The following is a 15,478-nucleotide window of genomic DNA, read 5'->3' as shown; positions in this document are numbered from 1 at the left end:
TGGCGACGTGATCGAGGTAACGCGGGAAGAGTTCGAGGATCTGGTCGGCGAGGCGCTCGACACGATCCCGTCCGACCTGACCGGTCTCATGCGGAATGTGGTGGTGCTGGTCGAGGACGACGCGCCGGAACGCGGGCTCCTGGGGCTGTACGAGGGGGTGCCGCTGACCGAGCGGGGTGACACGTACGCGGGGTACCTGCCCGACCGCATCACGCTCTATCGCCGACCGCTGCAGATGATCAGCCGTAACCGTGATGACCTGGTGAAAGAGGTGCGCACCACCGTGGTGCACGAGATCGCCCACCACTTCGGGATCGACGACGATCGATTGCACGAACTTGGCTGGTGATCCCGATTGTGCACGTTGGGTCACGCGTTTTGAACGCAGCGTGAGATAATGTCCGGCAGACCGACCGGCCGCTTGGCAAAGGCGGCCGGACGACGTTCACCGGCAGGGGAGCGCGCGTGGGAAGACATCGGCGGGCCTTCGATCGCCAGGTCACCTATCACGAGGTTTTCGGCGTCGGTGAGTTCCGCTCGATCTGGCTGGCCCAGACGCTGTCGTACATCGGCGACCAGCTCGCCCAGATCGCTCTCGCGGTTCTCGTCTACAACAACACCCATTCGGCGTTGCGAACGGCCGTCGCGTACGCCCTGACCTACCTTCCGTCGATCATGGGCGGGCCCGTCCTGTCGGTGCTGGCCGACCTGCTCCCGCGCCGCCGCGTCATGATCGTGTGTGACGTCGCCCGTACGGGCATCGTGGCGCTGATGGCACTGCAGCACCTGCCGTTCGCGGTGCTGTGCTTCCTGATCTTCTGGACGGTCCTCCTGGGCGCCCCGTTCACCGCCGCGCGCGCCGCGCTGCTGACGGAGGTGCTGCCCGGTGACATGTACGTCGTCGGTTCGGCGATCAACAACATCACCCATCAGCTGACGCAGATGCTGGGGTTCCTGGTGGGCGGCGCGGTGATCTTCGCGGTGGGCGCGCACCAGGCGCTCGCGGTCGACGCGGCGACCTTCGCGGCCTCCGCGGTCATCCTGCTGGCCGGGGTGCGGGCGCGGCCCGCGCCGCGGGCGGAGAGCCGCAAGCGCCCGTCCCTGTGGGCGATCACACGGGACGGCGCGCGGCTGGTCTTCCGGGACCGTACGCTCCGGCCCCTGGTGTGCTTCGCGTGGCTGTGCGGGTTCTACGTGCTGCCGGAAGGGCTCGCCGCGCCGTACGCGAAGACGTTCGGCGCGGGTCCGGTGTTCGTCGGGCTGCTGATGTCGGCGATGCCGTGCGGCATGGTGCTCGGCTCGCTGGCGTACAGCCGGTTCGTCCGCCCCGACGACCGCCTGCGGTTCATGGGCTGGATGGCGATGCTGTCCTGCGCGCCGCTGCTGGGCACCGGCCTGCGGCCGCCGCTGTGGGTCGTCATCGTGCTGCTGGCGCTGTCCGGGGTCGGCAGCGCCTACCAGCTGGCGGCGAACGCCGCGTACGTCGCCGCCGTGCCGCCGGACGGCCGCGGTCAGGCGTTCGGGCTGGCGCAGTCGGGCATCCTGGCCAGCCAGGGCATCGGCATCCTCATCGGCGGGGCGCTGGCCCAGGTGCTGGGCCCGGAGCCCGTCGTCGCCCTCGCGGGGATCTCCGGCCTGTCGGCCGCGACGATGCTGGCGATGTCGTGGACGCGGATCAGGGGAGAGGTGATCGCGTCGAACCAGGAGCGCGCGATGAGCGCCGCCGCCTGATCCGGCGGCTACCCGACGCCCTTGGTCTGCTTGTTGATGAGGTCCTGGGCGATCGACGTCTCCTTGCCCTCCTCCGGGATGATCAGCGTGCCGGCGACGTACAGCAGGATGCCGGCGCCGCTGGTCAGGAGGGTCAGGACGGCGAAGACGATCCGTACGATCGTGGGGTCGACGCCGAAGTACGCGCCGGCGCCGGAGCAGACGCCCGTGATCATGCGCCCGTCGCGGGTGCGGGTGAGGCGGCGCGGAGCGTCGCCGGAGCCGGTGTGAGGGGTGTTCTCGTTCATGCTTCGATGGTGCCCGCGGACGGGGCCTTCCACCATGAGGGGTTGCCCTGACGCGTCCCTGAGAGCCCCCTGACCGCCGGATCGGCGCGCCGACGTACGCTGTGCCTGCGGGCGTCCCCCTCCGCTCTCCCGGCGTCCGCGAGCTCCTGGGAGGACCGATGGATCTGCTGCGTGTGGACGATCAGCTCACGGACGAGGAGCGCCTGGTCCGCGACACCGCCCGGCGGTACGCCGCCGACCGGATCGAGCCGCACGTCGCCGACTGGTTCGAGGAGGGCGTCTTCCCGGCGGCCGAGCTCGCGCCCGAGCTGGGGGAGCTGGGGTTCCTCGGGATGCACCTGTCGGGGTACGGCTGCCCCGGGGCGGGCGCGGTCGCGTACGGCGTCGCCTGCCGGGAGCTGGAGGCCGCCGACTCGGGGCTGCGCAGCTTCGTGTCCGTGCAGGGGTCCCTCGCCATGTCGGCGATCCACAAGTACGGCTCGGAGGAGCAGAAGCAGGAGTGGCTGCCCCGCATGGCGGCGGGCCGGGCCATCGGCTGCTTCGGGCTGACCGAGCCCGACCACGGCTCCGATCCCGCGAACATGCGCACCCACGCCAAGCGCGAGGGCTCCGACTGGATCCTCAACGGCTCCAAGATGTGGATCACGAACGGCTCGATCGCCGACGTCGCCGTCGTGTGGGCCCGTACGGACGACGGCGTCCGCGGGTTCCTCGTGCCGCGCGGCACGCCGGGGTTCACCACCCGGGACGTCCACAAGAAGCTGTCGCTGCGCGCGTCCGTGACCTCTGAGCTGAGCCTCGACGACGTGCGCCTGCCGGAGGACGCGACGCTGCCCGGCGTCCGGGGGCTCAGGGGGCCGCTGGGCTGCCTGTCGGAGGCGCGGTACGGCATCATCTGGGGCGCGATCGGCGCCGGCCGCTCCTGCTACGAGACGGCCGTCGAGTACGCCCGTACGCGCGAGCAGTTCGGCCGGCCGATCGGCGGGTTCCAGCTCACCCAGGAGAAGCTCGCCTGGATGGAGGTGGCGCTGGGCCAGGCCGGGCTGGTCGCCCTGCACATCGGGCGGCTCAAGGAGGCCGGGAAGGTCACGCCGCAGCAGGTGTCGTTCGGCAAGCTCGCCAACGTACGGGCCGCGCTCGACATCGCCCGCCAGGCCCGGTCCGTCCTCGGCGCGAACGGCGTCACCCTGGAGTACCCGGTGATCCGGCACATGACGAACCTCGAGTCCGTCCTGACGTACGAGGGCACCCAGGAGGTCCACACCCTGGTGCTGGGCGAGGCGATCACCGGTCTGTCCGCCTACCGTTGATCGGCTCGCCGTGGCCGCCAAGATCCGGCAAATTGCGGCATATAGCCTGATCAGGGGAACGTGAGCCCAGGTTTCACGGGCACGCGCGCACGGGAATGTCTGCCCTGGCGATGAGCAGAGCAGGATCCGATCGACCGGGGAACCACTGCTTCGAGGGAGGTCGGACCGTGACGACGCCCCGCTCACCGGCCGGATCCGGGGCCGTCCAGAGCGACGTCGGCGCCCCGGCCGCACTATCCCGAGGCTTCCGGGCCGCCTGACCGCGTTCCCGCGGGTGCACGCTCCGGCGTCCGCTCCCACCAGCGGGTGACGCGGGCAGGCTTCGGCGACCGCCCTTCGGTCGGCTCGCCGAGGAGCGGCGTGCGCACGGCTTCGCGGCCGAGCCGTCGCACGCGCTTCCGGCGGGCACGCCCGCCCTCGTACGGCCCGCCTCGCCATCGGGGCGCCACGGAGGCCCTCCGCCCACGGGTATTCGGCGCGCGGGGTGTACGGTGCCTCCGGTACGCTCAGGTGTCAGCGGGGCGTTAGCTCAATTGGCAGAGCTGTGGACTTTTAATCCATAGGTTCTGGGTTCGAGTCCCAGGCGCCCTACCACTCACCTGGCCGTTGACCTGCGGTTTCTCCGGTCCGGCGGATCTTGTAATGATCGTTTCGGGGCCGCGGGTGCTCCCTGGGTGCTCGTTTGTTCCGATCTTGTGCAGGACGGCCATCCGGCGGTGTGCTGCCTGTTGCATAACTATCCGCCGGGCGACCGCGCTGACACTGGCGTCGCGACCGCAGCACGACGTGGAACGGCCGCCGTCGCCGCAGACGGGATCCGGGCCGGCCACCTGCGCAGGCCAGCCGGTGATTGTTCGCCAAACGCCGGCGGTCTGGGGGGAGGCTACGAATCCGCCCCAGGTGCCCACTCGTCAGCGAAGGTCTCCAGTTGGCGGATGACCTTGTCGATCGCGTCCTTCTCCTCCTCGGGCGGGTAGCCGTGCTTGGCGAGCAGCCGCTTGATGATGGAGCGGAGTTTGGCCTGCACGTCGTCGCGGGCGGTCCAGTCGGTGGACAGGTTGTTCCGCACCGCCCTGACCAGATCGCGGGCGATGTCGGCGAGCTTGCCCTCCCCCATCAGCAGTTTGACGCGATCCTTCGCGGCGACCGCGTCGTAGAAGGCGAGTTCGTCGGAGGTGAGTTCCGGCGTGAACCGCTTGCCGCGATCGGCATCGGCGGCGACCTCTCTGGCCATCGCGACCAGCTCGGCGATGATCTCCGCTGCGGTGAGGTTCTGGTTGGTGTACTTGCGCATCAGCTCCAGCAGCCGGTCGGAGAAGCTTTGCTGCCGTACGATGTTGTGCTTGGTGACCTTGCGCATCTCCTGCTGCACTAGCCGACGCAGCGCCTCGATCGCCAGGGCCGGGTTCTTGGCCTCCTGCATCCGCTTGATGTACTCATCGTCGAGATTCGACAGGTCCGGCCGTTCCAGCCCGGCCGCGGAGAACAGATCGGTGACGTCGCCAGCCTCGATCGCCCCCGCAGTGAGCTGTTTCAGGTACAACTCGACGTCGGCGGGAATCGGCCTTCCTTCGGACTGGCGCTCGGCGGCATCGAACTTGACCACCCACACCCGTACCTCACGGAAGAAGGCGATGTCGTCGCGGAGGTCGTTGAGTTCACCGCTGCTCTGGCACAGCGCGTAGAACCGGGCCAGCCGCGCAGCCTCCCGGGTGAACCGCTCCTTGAGCGTCGGCTCCGGATCGGCGACCTGATTGGCCGGGTTCTTTGGATCGCGCAGGTGGTTCGTTGCCCCCCGTACGGTCTCCCGATAGGCGCGCTTGCCTCCGGACCGAAGCCTCTCCCGCCACGGGTAGTCGGCGAGCAGGATGTTGCCGATGACGTCGACGAGGTCACGTACCTTGGCCAGCGCCTCTTCGAGGTCCTTGCCCATCGGCTTCTGCTGCCGGTCGTCGCTGGTGTACTCGGCCAGGGCGGCGAGCAGGTTCTCGTGCAGTGGCGCGTACCCGACCATCAAGCCGTCCTGCTTGTTACGGAACGTGCGGTTCACCCGCGCGAGGGTCTGCATGAGCTGCGCCCCCCGCATCGACCGGTCCAGGTACAGCGTGTGCAGCGGCGGGGCGTCGAACCCGGTGAGAAGCATGTCCTTGACGATGATCAGCTCAAGGGTGTCGTCCGGATCTTTCATCCGCCGCTGGATCGCCTTGTGCTGCGACGGCCGAAGGTGATGGGCCTTCAGCAGATCGGAGTCACGGCGGTCGGCGCTGTAGACGACTTTGATCTTGCCCTTGTCGATAGCGTCGGAGTGCCAGTCGGGTCTGAGGCTGATGATCTCCTGATAGAGGTTCGCGCAGATCTCTCGGGTATTGCATACGATCATCGCCTTGCCGGGCGCGTCGATGAACTCCTTCATTGCCTGCGACCGCGCCTCCCAGTGGGCGACGACGTCGGCGGCCAGCTTCTTCAGGCGCGCCGGGGCACCGTACACGGCGTTGAGCACGGCGGCGGCCTGCTCGACCCTCCGGCGTTCGGAGTCGTCGAGGCCTTCGGTTGCCCGGTCGGCCTCCTCGTCGAGCTTCTCCGCGTCGGCCCCTGCGGGCAGGCTGACCGGGATCAACCGGCTCTCGTAGTAGACCGGGACGGTCGCGCCGTCGTTGACGGCCCGGGTGAGGTCATAGATGTCGATGTAGTCGCCGAACACCTGCCGGGTGTCACGTTCGGCTTCGGAGATCGGCGTGCCGGTGAAAGCGATCAACGTGGCGTACGGGAGGGCGTCCCGCAGATGCCGGGCGTACCCGTTCAGGCTGTCGTAGTGGCTGCGGTGCGCCTCATCGACGATCACGATGATGTTCCGCCGGTCCGACAGCAGCGGGTGCGCCTTCCCGGCCTCCCGTTCCTCCTTCGTGCGGCCGAACTTCTGCAACGTGGTGAAGAAGATCCCGCCGGTGCGCCGGTTGGTCAGCTCCGTACGCAGCTCTTCCCGGCTGGTCACCTGAACCGGCTTTTCCGGCAGAAGTTCACTGGCGTTGAACCCGTCGAACAGCTGGTCGTCCAGGTCCGTACGGTCGGTGATCACCACGATCGTGGGGTTGCCGAGGGAGGGGTGCTTGAGCACCTGGTTGGAGTACAGCTCCATCTCCATCGACTTGCCGGACCCTTGGGTGTGCCAGACGACCCCGGCCTTACCGTTGCTGCGCACCGCCTCTACGGTCTTGTCGATCGCCTTGGACACCGCGAAGTACTGGTGCGGCTTCGCTAGCCGCTTCAGCAGGCCGGCATCCGACTGCGCGAACGCGACGTAGCCGTCCAGCAGTTCAACGAACCGCCGAGGGTCGAACAGGCCATACAGCGTTAAAACCAGCTCCGATTCCTCCCACGTCTCGGCGGGCTGCTCCACCGGCTTGCCCTCATCGTCGACGTTCCACGGCGCGAAGTGGTTGTACGGGGTGAACGCCGTACCGTATTTGGCGCGCAGGCCATCCGAGGCCAGGCAAATCACGTTGCAGCGGAACGCCTGCCAGACGTCCCGCACATAATCGATCAGCTGGGCGTGCGCGGTCTCCGGCGTCGCGTGCTCGTCGCCGGCCTTCTTCAACTCGAAGATCGCCACCGGCAGGCCGTTGAGGTACAGCACCACGTCGAAGCGCCGCCGGGTGTCCCCGTCGACCACCGTGACCTGCCGCACCGCCAGAAAATCGTTGTTGTACGGGTCGGCGCGGTCGATCAGATGAATGGTCGGATGCTGCTCAGCGCCGTACTCGTCGGTGAAGCTGATCCCCCGGATGCCTCGCGTCAGGTACTCGTGGATACGGAAGTTCTCGCTCCGGACATCCTGCGACTTGGGAGACATGACGAGGTCCATGACCTCATCCACCGATGCCGTCGGCAACTCCGGGTTGATCTTCACGATCGATTCCCGCAACCGACCTGGGATGATCAGCTCACTCCAGGACTCGCGCTCGCCCGAGCCCTTGGCAATGTGCTTCCCTTCCCGAGGCTCCCAGCCGAGCTCGGCCAGGACCTCCAGAACGTCGTTCTCGAGGTCCGCCTCGCTGTACCCACTCATGCCGCGTCCTCCACGAGCCTCTCCGCGTCCCGAACCCGAATTCCCCCCGACATCAACTTCGGTAGCAACGTGTCCCGTAGCTCAGCGAGCGTCTTAGACTCCAAACCGATCGACTTCATATGGGCAAAAGCCTTTGACGTAGCCTCACCAAATCTAGCGAGGTCATTTTCGTGTGGCCGCCTGAGCGGAAAGTCTGTGAGGGACATGGCAGAGACGCGTTGACGTCCAGATGATCCGACCATATTGCGAATTGCATGACTCCGGAAGCGCGGGCTTCTCGCCAAAAAATATGATAGGTGCGTTGGGTAGGGCGCACGAGTCCGCATGACAATGAACTCGGTGGATCCTATGCCAACCTCTCCCTCTTCGAGGAAGTCGATGTATGCGGTCTTCCCATTCTCTAGACATGGCGTGATACGAGCCATGACGGTATCACCGTTCATGAAGCGCGTTCCCGACTTTGGCGGGCGCCTAGCCCAATCATCGACACGAGCCGTTGTTGTCGGTAGGGCCGCCATTTCAAGGTATACAGCATCTACAGAATTTGACACTCGAAGGCGAGGATTGAATTCGATCACGTCAGATGCAGGAATGGAATCCTGCAGCTCTGGCTCCACATCGACTTTAAGAGCCTCGAATTCTAGGCGGAGGATTTTCTCGTACGTTGTAGCGATACGGTCGTTGACGGCGATCTTGTCGTCGAGCGTGCCGAGAATATCGCCGATCGCCCTCTGGGTGTGAGTGCTAGGCAGGGCGAACTCGAAATCCCTGATTTGACGGCCACTGATATGAGGAATCGCCGTTCCCGTCTGTGTTCCGAGAATGTAATCGATAAATGGTTTACTGCCGATTAGATATTTGAGATACTTTTGATTCAATCCTGGCAGTGCACGCAATCGCGCTACGCGTTGGACCAGAAGGCTCGGCATATCCTCGGGGCGGATTTCTGCATATTTTAGCCCAGCTTCAATCCATGGACGATCCATCGCTAGAACTACGTCTCCTACCTGCAATTGATATTGCAGGTAGGCCGCATGGTTGCCTGCAGGCCAAAACTTGACCCCTTCCCAGCGAATTCTCCCCTGGCCGATATTATCACCACGCAAGAGGCGGATTCCTGGCTCATTAGCGCCACAATATCCAGAACTCTTAAATGGAAATCCGGTCAGGAGTTCAACATAGTCGCCGAGCTTCACGAGATCAGACATCAATGCGCTCCAGTTTGGTGCGGATGGCCTGCTCAAGGCGGTATGAGGTGTCGAAGTGGCCGAGGAGTTCTTTGGTGAGGCGTTCGATCTTGTCGGCGATGGGTTCGTCGTCACCGTCGTCGACTTCGGCGGCGCCGACGTAGCGGCCAGGGGTCAGGATGCGGTCCTGAGTACGGATCTCGTCCTGAGTGGCTGAGTAACAGAAGCCGGGTTCGTCGGCATACGTCAGACCGGCGTCGCGGGCGCTGCGGGTGCCGCGCCAGGCGTGGTACGCACCTGCGATTTTGGCAATGTCGTCGTCAGTGAGGATGCGCTCGGTGCGATCGAGCATCGTGCCCATGTTTCGGGCGTCAATGAAGAGGACCTGGCCTCGACGGTCGGTGTGGCCGCCTCGTGAGCTTTTGTCTTTGGCGAAGAACCACAGGCAGGCGGGGATCTGAGTTGTACGGAAGAGCTGCGGCGGTAGGGCGACCATGCAGGCGACCAGGTCGGCTTCGACCATGGCGGCGCGGATTTCGCCTTCGCCGGACTGCTTGGAGGACATCGAGCCGTTGGCCATGACGATGCCGGCGCTGCCACGCGTACCGAGCTTGGAGATGATGTGCTGCATCCAGGCGAAGTTCGCGTTGCTTGCGGGTGGGGTGCCGAAGCGCCAGCGGGGGTCGTCGGTCTTGCGGTACCAGTCCGACATGTTGAACGGCGGGTTGGCCATCACGTAGTCGGCTTTGAGGTCGGGGTGCTTGTCCTCGTAGAAGGTGTCGGCCCAGCGTGGGGACAGGTCGCCGCGGAGGCTGTGGATGGCCAGGTTCATTTTAGCCAGCCGCCAGGTCCGCTCGTTGGCCTCTTGGCCGTAGATGGCGATGTCGTCGCGCTTGCCACGGTGGCTGAGGACGAACTTCTCGGCCTGCACGAACATGCCGCCTGATCCGCAGCACGGGTCGTACACCGATCCCTTGTACGGTTCGAGGATCTCGACGAGGACCTTGACGACGCTGGACGGTGTATAGAACTCGCCGCCGCGCTTGCCTTCGGCGCGGGCGAACTTCTCCAGGAAGTACTCGTAGACCTCGCCGAGGACGTCGCGGGCGGATTTGCCGTCGTGGCCGGTGAAGCGGGCGTCGCTGATCAGGTCGACGAGTTCGCTGAGGCGGCGTTGGTCGACGTTGTCCCGGTTGAAGATCTTGGGTAGGACGCCGGTGAGTGAGGCGTTCGCCTTCATGATGGCGTACATCGCGGCGTCGATGAGCTGGCCGATCGCGCCGGATTTGGCCTGGGCGGCGAGGTCGGCCCAGCGGGCGCCTTCGGGCACCCAGAAGATGCCTTCGCGGTCGTACTCGTCCTTGTCGTCGAGGAAGGACTCGTGCCGGGACTCGGGTACGCCGTCGGCGATCAGTTCGTCGCGGATCTGGCGGCGGCGTTCCTCGAAGGAGTCGGAGACGTACTTGAGGAAGACGAGGCCGAGGACGAAGTCCTTGTACTGGGCGGCGTCCATGGAGCCGCGGAGCTTGTCGGCGGACTTCCAGAGGATGTCCTTCAGCTCCGTCATCGTCGATACGCCGGGCAGTTCGCCCTGGCCGGGGGGTGTTTTCTTTCGGGGGGGCATTGGTTCTCCGTTTGTCTATTGAGTTGTTGTTCTTCGGTTGCCGGCGAAGGTCAGGGTTCCGTCGGACAGGCCGGTCGCCGCGATGCTGAGCAGTTCGCGGATGGCGTTCAGCTCGTCCGTCGCCTGGCGGCGTCGTTTCTCCAGCTCGGCCAGCAGCCGGTCGAAATGCGCCAGCTCGCCGGGTGGCAGCAGGGGCAGGCGCAGCTCGTCGAGGCGCTGAACGGGGCGGATCGCGCCGTCGACTCGGCCGGTTCGGGTGAGCAGGGCGCCCAGAACACGGGGGGTGAAGTACTCGGCGCCCCGCTCGGTGATGCGGAGGATGCGTGCGGGGAACTCGACCGCCGAGTAGCCGTCGTGATCGACCAGTACGGCCGGCTGGGGAACGGTGGTGATGATCAGGTCGCCGGGCAGGCTCCGCTGTGCCTTGGGGTACGTGGTTTCGAAGGCGATCCGGTCGATGCGCCGGTTGCCGGGAGTCGAGCGTTCGAGCAGTTCCGGGGCGCCGAGGACCGGGTAGGAGAGCGATTTCCAGTTCGGATCGTTGCTGGACCGGATGAGCTCGGCCGCGATCCTGGTGCCGTTGCGCAGGGAGAGTCGGTTGGTGCGGGCACGGCCGCCGCGGGTGAGCTCGGCGATCGTGGCGGTTCGGGGTGGCGCCGGGTGGACGCGAACGGCGAGGTCGCTGCGCAGGGCGGGCCGTTCGGGCCGTACGTCGCTCAGCACGCGTTCCAGCTCCATGGCACGAGCCACCCGTTCGGGGATGTCCTGGTGGGGCTCGCGTTCGGTCGGCAGGTAGCGGGGGGACAGCGGACCCGGCGTGTTCACCAGGGCGGCGACCGGCGCGGCGATCGCGTGGACGCGGCTGCGCGCGTTCGGGTCGAAACCCTCCTGCCGCCAGGTGAGCACGTCGGTGGCCAGCGCGTCGATCACCGGCCGGGTCAGCGTGCGGTCTGATACGTCCGCGAGCAGGATGCGGCCGCGCAGGGGTGAGCTGTAGTCCGCGCTCATCACCCAGAGGGCCACCTCATAGCCGGGGCGGTAGGGCATTAACCCGCCCGGCAGCCGGACGATCGCCTTGATGAATCCGGACATCAGGAGTTCTTTACGGAGGACGGCGGCTTCGCTCGTTGGGTCGAGCCTGCCGATGGCGTCGGCGGAAGCCACGACCACGGCGGTCGCACCGGTGGTGAGCTGGAGGGACAGGTCGTTCAGTGCCCCGAGTGTCTGTTCAGCGGTGCGGTCCTCACTGGGGCGGTACGGCTGCTGCGTGACGATGACGTTGGCGTCCTCCAGGGAGCCGCTCGCGTCGGCGCGGACTTCGAAGTCGCTGGCAACGCTGCGAACGGTCAGGCGGCGGCGGGTCAGCCGGGCCAGGTAGGGATCGGGGCAGCAGGCGGTGAGCCGTACGTCCTGGTCTTCGCGGAGCGAGTCGGCCACGGCGAGGAGGAGGTCACCGGGTCCGGCGGTGGGGTCGGCGATCCGGGCGATGCCGTCACGATCGGCCTGGCCTGCGGGATCGGCGAGTGCCGCGGCGAGGGCGGACAGTGCGGGGTCGATCCGGTCGACGGACAGTTCCGTCGCGCCGAGGCGGTCCCGGACCTCCATCACGCGTTCGAAGGCGTTCTGGGTGTTCCACGCGGCCTCGATCAGCTCGTCCGCGATGCGAGGCAGCCAGGAGGCGCGCAGTTCGGTGATCTCGGCCAGCAGGAGACGGTCCTCCGGATCGGCCTCCTGGGCGCGCCGGCGGAGTCGGGTGATCAGCGCGGGTGTTCCATCGTCGAGAAGCTCGTCGTCGGTGAGGTGGCGCAGGCAGATGAGCGCGGTGAGCGCGGCGATCAGTGTCCGGGGTGGCATCTGGGCGCCGAGCCGGGCGAGCGTGTAGGTCTGCAGGTCGCCTTCGATCCTGCGGGCGTCCGCTCGCCCGGTCTCGATCAGCCAGGCGGCGATCTCCTTGGCGTCGAAAAGGGGATGGGCCTGGTCACCGGCCACCGGCTGCGGAAAAGTGTCGTGCCGCCTACGCCAGGTGCTGACGACCGGTCGGCGAACGTTCGCGAGTTCCGCGATTTCGGTCATCGACATCAGTTGTGCACTTCTGTAAGGATCGGTCATCTCAGCACCTCCTCTCGTAGACCGGGCATCAGACTCTAAAGCTCACAGCCGCTTTCGGGTATCGATTCGACTGATAACCCCCTTTGTCAGGCGATCTCAGTGGTTTCGTCTGTAGTCGATTCGGGGAGTGCGCGAACCGTTTGCGCGGCTTCGGCGGATGCCACCAATTCGGCGGCGCCCAGTCGGCGTACCGCTTGTTCCGTCGGTTTCGGGGATTCGAGGGCGCCCTCGACGATCTCGAGCGCACGGAACTTGCGGGCCGTCACCAGCACGCGGCTCTCCAGCGAACCGACTGCCCGGTTGTAGGCGGTCACCGAACGATCGATGCTCGCGCCGAGGGAGGCCAGGTGCTCACCGAGTTTCCCGATCCGCTCGTACAGCTCCCGGCCCAGCTCGTAGACCTGGCGCATGTTGTCCTGCAGCGCGGCCTGGGTCCAAGCGAAGGCGATGGTGCGCAGCATCGTGATAAGGGTGGTCGGCCCGGCGATGAAGACACGCTTGCTCACGGCGTACTCCAGCAGCTGCGGATCCTTCTCGACGGCCGGCTGCAAGAGGGCCTCGCCCGGCAGGTACATCACCACGAACTCCGGGCTTCCAGCGACCTTACGGAAGTACTCCTTGCCCGCCAGCGTGTCGACGTGCTTGCGGAGCTGCTTTGCATGCTCGGCCCAGTACCGCTCCCGCTCGGCGTTGTCGGTCGCCTCGGTGGCGGCCAGGAACGCCGCCAGGGAGACCTTCGCGTCGACGACCACATGCTTGCCGCCCGCTAGGTGGACCACCATGTCCGGACGGAGTCGGCCCTCGTCCCCGTCGACCTGGACCTGCGTGGTGAAGTCGCAGTGCTCGTGCATCCCGGCGAGCTCGGCCGCTCGCTGCAGGTGCATCTCGCCCCAGGCGCCGCGGACCTGTGGCTTGCGAAGTGCCTCCACCAGGGCACGTGTCTGCTGCCGGCCCTCGGCGTAATCCTCGGCCAACCGGGTGATCTGGTGCTTGAGGTCGGTATCCGCCGACGTGCGCTGCTGGTCGAACTGCCGTAGGTACTGGTCCAGCTGTTCCAACCGCTCGCGTACCGCAGTGCTCGTCGCGCTGAGCTTTCCGTCGGCGGCGGTGACGAGCTTATCCTGCGACTTTTCCAGGATCTCCGTCGCCAAGGCACGGAAGCTTTCGGCCTGCAGCCGGTTGTTGTCCTCCCGGGACTGATCAAGCTCCTTACGGGCCGCATCAAGGGCGACCGCCTGCTCGCGCAGCGCCTGCTGCTGCGCTTCAAGACCAGCCAGCTGTTTCTTGTACTCCGCGACCTCCTGGCGATACCGCCCGTCGAGCGCGCGCAGTTCCGCGATCTCTTGCTCGCGGGCTCGCAGATCCCGGACGAGAGCCTCATTCTCGTTCTGCTTGTTCGTCACGCCGATGCGCAACCGTTCGGCCTCTGCGTGGGCGCCGCGCTCTCGTTCCCGCACGGCCGCCAGCTCTGTGTCGAGCCGTCCAAGCCGTTCGTCCAGGGCGCGACGCTCGGTGGCCTGTGCGGTCTGCAGCTGCTCCAGTCGATCCGCACGCGTCTTCACCTCTTCGTGCTCGGCGCGCAGCTGTTCGATCTGCTGGCCGGCCTGGCGGTATCGCTCCTCGGCGACCTTCAGGTCAGCCTCGAACCGTCGGTGTTCAGCGCCGAGACGGGTTCGGGCGATCAGGTAGCCGAGACCGCCAAAGGTAAGGCCGGAAAGTAGGGCAACAGCCATCAAAGTCAGCGTGTTCATGGTCGATACCTCCGGGAAGCCGCGCCGGCCGATATAAGGCCGATTGGGGAAGATGCGGTCGCCGTGATCCGGGGCCCTCGCGAGGCTGGGCCGGTACGGCAACGGTGACGATAAGACGGATCAGCGCCATCCAGTCGTCACTCGGCCGATAACCCCAGTTATCGGTTGAGATATGCGAGCAGAGCGTGCGATGTCGCTACTGTCCAAACCAACCCACGTCCCCTGCGAGCTGCGGAGGCGCCATGAACAAGATCCACAGTGAGGTGTGCTGGTCCGATACCGAAGGCCACCTAATCGAGACCGTGATGCATCGTCGCGGCTTCACAAATCTGAGCACGACCATCCCGAAGCAAGGGAAATGGCGGTGGGCGGTGCGCCACGGTTGGATCGATGATTCGCTGACCGGACCAGTAGCGGAGCTAGACGGCCTTTACTCCGAGAACTTCGCATACGAGGTTTACCGCGACGCGTTCATCGCACCCAATCCCCATCTTGCCGACGACGCTGTCGTCGAACGGTGGGTTATCCACCTCGCCCGTGCCGTTCACGACACTCACGCAGACGTCGCCCGCCTGGAAGCTCGCCTCGCCGCCCACGCGGAACTGCGCACGCCGGCGATGACCACCCGGTTGCGGACCATCCACGGGGAGCTCGATGCACTGATCCTTCGTCAACGGGTCGCGAACGAGTGCGTGGCAGAGTTCGACTCCCGGCTGCGTGAGTACGTCGAGGCGCTGACCGTGGAGGCCCATCACACGTGCGCCACCGAAGTCCGCCACGAATTGATCCACGGCTATCAGGGATCGTTCGACTCCGAAGGGCGGCTGGTCGTCGCCACAGACGCCTCCGGTCGGGGCGGCGAAGCCTGCGGATACGGCTGGATCGCCGAGACCGGTGAGGTCGGCTTCGGGTTGACCGTCACCGCTGAGATCCACCAGGCCGAGATGATCGCGATCTGCCGCGCCGCGGTCGCTCCGGAACTCGCCGACCGCGACCTGCTCATCCTCTCCGACAACCAAGGGTGCGTCGACCTGATCAACCGGGTGCTGGAACACGGCGTCTACGAGGTTCAGCGTCGCAGCCGACACCCCTTGCCGTGGATGCGCCAGGCTTACGCTCAGCGCGACCGGATCAAGGTCGCCTGGGTCAAGGGTCATCACGGCCACATCCTCAATGAGGCAGCCGACCGCTTGGCCGCCCTGGCCATCCGGGAAGCAAACGGCGTCAGCTCACACGCCATCGCCGGCGAACTCGCCGAGATCCGCAGTCGGTTCACTCGGCTCGCTACCTCAACTCCCATTGGTCGAGCAGCATGAAAGCCACCCCCCGAGACCACTTCCCGCCAAATTAGGAAAATCCATAATCGTCACTTTTGGGCGACGGTAAATCTTCGCCAGTAAGACCCACGCTAAA

10 protein-coding genes and 1 tRNA gene are annotated in these 15,478 nt (G+C 66.1%); 5 read left to right on the top strand and 6 right to left on the bottom strand.

Features of this window, described 5'->3' with window-relative positions; all coding sequences use genetic code 11:
* The first annotated feature begins 7 nt into the window (after nt 1-7).
* Together NE235_RS16680 and NE235_RS16675 are read left to right on the top strand one after the other, a co-directional pair.
* Complete coding sequence (locus NE235_RS16680; protein WP_252803797.1) at nt 8-349, top strand: metallopeptidase family protein; 342 nt, start codon at nt 8-10, stop codon at nt 347-349.
* A 116-nt stretch (nt 350-465) separates the two neighbouring features.
* Nucleotides 466-1,731, top strand: coding sequence for an MFS transporter (locus NE235_RS16675; RefSeq protein WP_252803796.1), 1,266 nt, complete (start codon nt 466-468; stop codon nt 1,729-1,731).
* Between the two features lie 8 nt (nt 1,732-1,739).
* Here the strand turns inward: NE235_RS16675 and NE235_RS16670 are convergent, their stop codons facing one another.
* Complete coding sequence (locus NE235_RS16670; RefSeq protein ID WP_252803794.1) at nt 1,740-2,018, bottom strand: PspC domain-containing protein; 279 nt, start codon at nt 2,016-2,018, stop codon at nt 1,740-1,742.
* 158 nt (nt 2,019-2,176) lie between these two features.
* On the opposite strand from NE235_RS16670, the gene NE235_RS16665 reads away from it, so the two are divergent.
* Nucleotides 2,177-3,328: an acyl-CoA dehydrogenase family protein gene (locus NE235_RS16665; protein WP_252803792.1), complete on the top strand. Its 1,152-nt coding sequence runs from the start codon at nt 2,177-2,179 to the stop codon at nt 3,326-3,328.
* A gap of 518 nt (nt 3,329-3,846) precedes the next feature.
* Nucleotides 3,847-3,922: transfer RNA gene (locus NE235_RS16660), tRNA-Lys, on the top strand.
* 289 nt (nt 3,923-4,211) lie between these two features.
* On the opposite strand, the gene NE235_RS16655 is transcribed toward NE235_RS16660, so the two are convergent.
* The 5 genes from NE235_RS16655 to rmuC all read right to left on the bottom strand — a co-directional run bounded on the left by NE235_RS16655 (nt 4,212) and on the right by rmuC (nt 14,065).
* Entirely contained in the window at nt 4,212-7,394 is a 3,183-nt protein-coding gene (locus tag NE235_RS16655; protein WP_252803790.1) for a type I restriction endonuclease subunit R, read from the bottom strand.
* Nucleotides 7,391-8,602: a restriction endonuclease subunit S gene (locus tag NE235_RS16650; protein WP_252803789.1), complete on the bottom strand. Its 1,212-nt coding sequence runs from the start codon at nt 8,600-8,602 to the stop codon at nt 7,391-7,393. The genes NE235_RS16655 and NE235_RS16650 overlap by 4 nt, the downstream gene beginning before the upstream one ends.
* Nucleotides 8,595-10,148 carry a class I SAM-dependent DNA methyltransferase gene (locus NE235_RS16645; protein WP_308206092.1) on the bottom strand — a complete coding sequence of 518 codons (1,554 nt, stop codon included), beginning with the start codon at nt 10,146-10,148 and terminating at the stop codon, nt 8,595-8,597. The genes NE235_RS16650 and NE235_RS16645 overlap by 8 nt, the downstream gene beginning before the upstream one ends.
* Nucleotides 10,149-10,220: 72 nt before the next feature.
* Nucleotides 10,221-12,278: a hypothetical protein gene (locus NE235_RS16640; protein ID WP_252803785.1), complete on the bottom strand. Its 2,058-nt coding sequence runs from the start codon at nt 12,276-12,278 to the stop codon at nt 10,221-10,223.
* A 122-nt stretch (nt 12,279-12,400) separates the two neighbouring features.
* A complete protein-coding gene (gene rmuC, locus NE235_RS16635; protein WP_252803783.1) occupies nt 12,401-14,065 on the bottom strand; it encodes a DNA recombination protein RmuC in 1,665 nt (554 codons plus the stop codon).
* A gap of 242 nt (nt 14,066-14,307) precedes the next feature.
* Here rmuC and NE235_RS16630 point away from each other — a divergent pair, with 242 nt between their 5' ends.
* Nucleotides 14,308-15,381, top strand: a complete 1,074-nt coding sequence (locus NE235_RS16630; RefSeq protein ID WP_252803781.1) for a ribonuclease HI — start codon at nt 14,308-14,310, stop codon at nt 15,379-15,381.
* Nucleotides 15,382-15,478: the final 97 nt, after the last annotated feature.

The sequence above is a fragment of the Actinoallomurus spadix genome (assembly GCF_024055725.1).
Classification (GTDB): Bacteria; Actinomycetota; Actinomycetes; order Streptosporangiales; family Streptosporangiaceae; genus Actinoallomurus; species Actinoallomurus spadix.
Note: the sequence above shows the minus strand (reverse complement) of the source record. Positions and strands in the feature narration are given on the sequence as shown.

Coding starts and splice junctions, on each gene's coding strand:
- NE235_RS16650 (WP_252803789.1), bottom strand. CDS start 8,602: ATGTCTGATCTCGTGAAGCTCGGCGACTATGTTGAACTCCTGACCGGA.
- NE235_RS16655 (WP_252803790.1), bottom strand. CDS start 7,394: ATGAGTGGGTACAGCGAGGCGGACCTCGAGAACGACGTTCTGGAGGTC.
- NE235_RS16670 (WP_252803794.1), bottom strand. CDS start 2,018: ATGAACGAGAACACCCCTCACACCGGCTCCGGCGACGCTCCGCGCCGC.
- NE235_RS16630 (WP_252803781.1), top strand. CDS start 14,308: ATGAACAAGATCCACAGTGAGGTGTGCTGGTCCGATACCGAAGGCCAC.
- NE235_RS16645 (WP_308206092.1), bottom strand. CDS start 10,148: ATGACGGAGCTGAAGGACATCCTCTGGAAGTCCGCCGACAAGCTCCGC.
- NE235_RS16640 (WP_252803785.1), bottom strand. CDS start 12,278: ATGACCGAAATCGCGGAACTCGCGAACGTTCGCCGACCGGTCGTCAGC.
- NE235_RS16665 (WP_252803792.1), top strand. CDS start 2,177: ATGGATCTGCTGCGTGTGGACGATCAGCTCACGGACGAGGAGCGCCTG.
- rmuC (WP_252803783.1), bottom strand. CDS start 14,065: ATGAACACGCTGACTTTGATGGCTGTTGCCCTACTTTCCGGCCTTACC.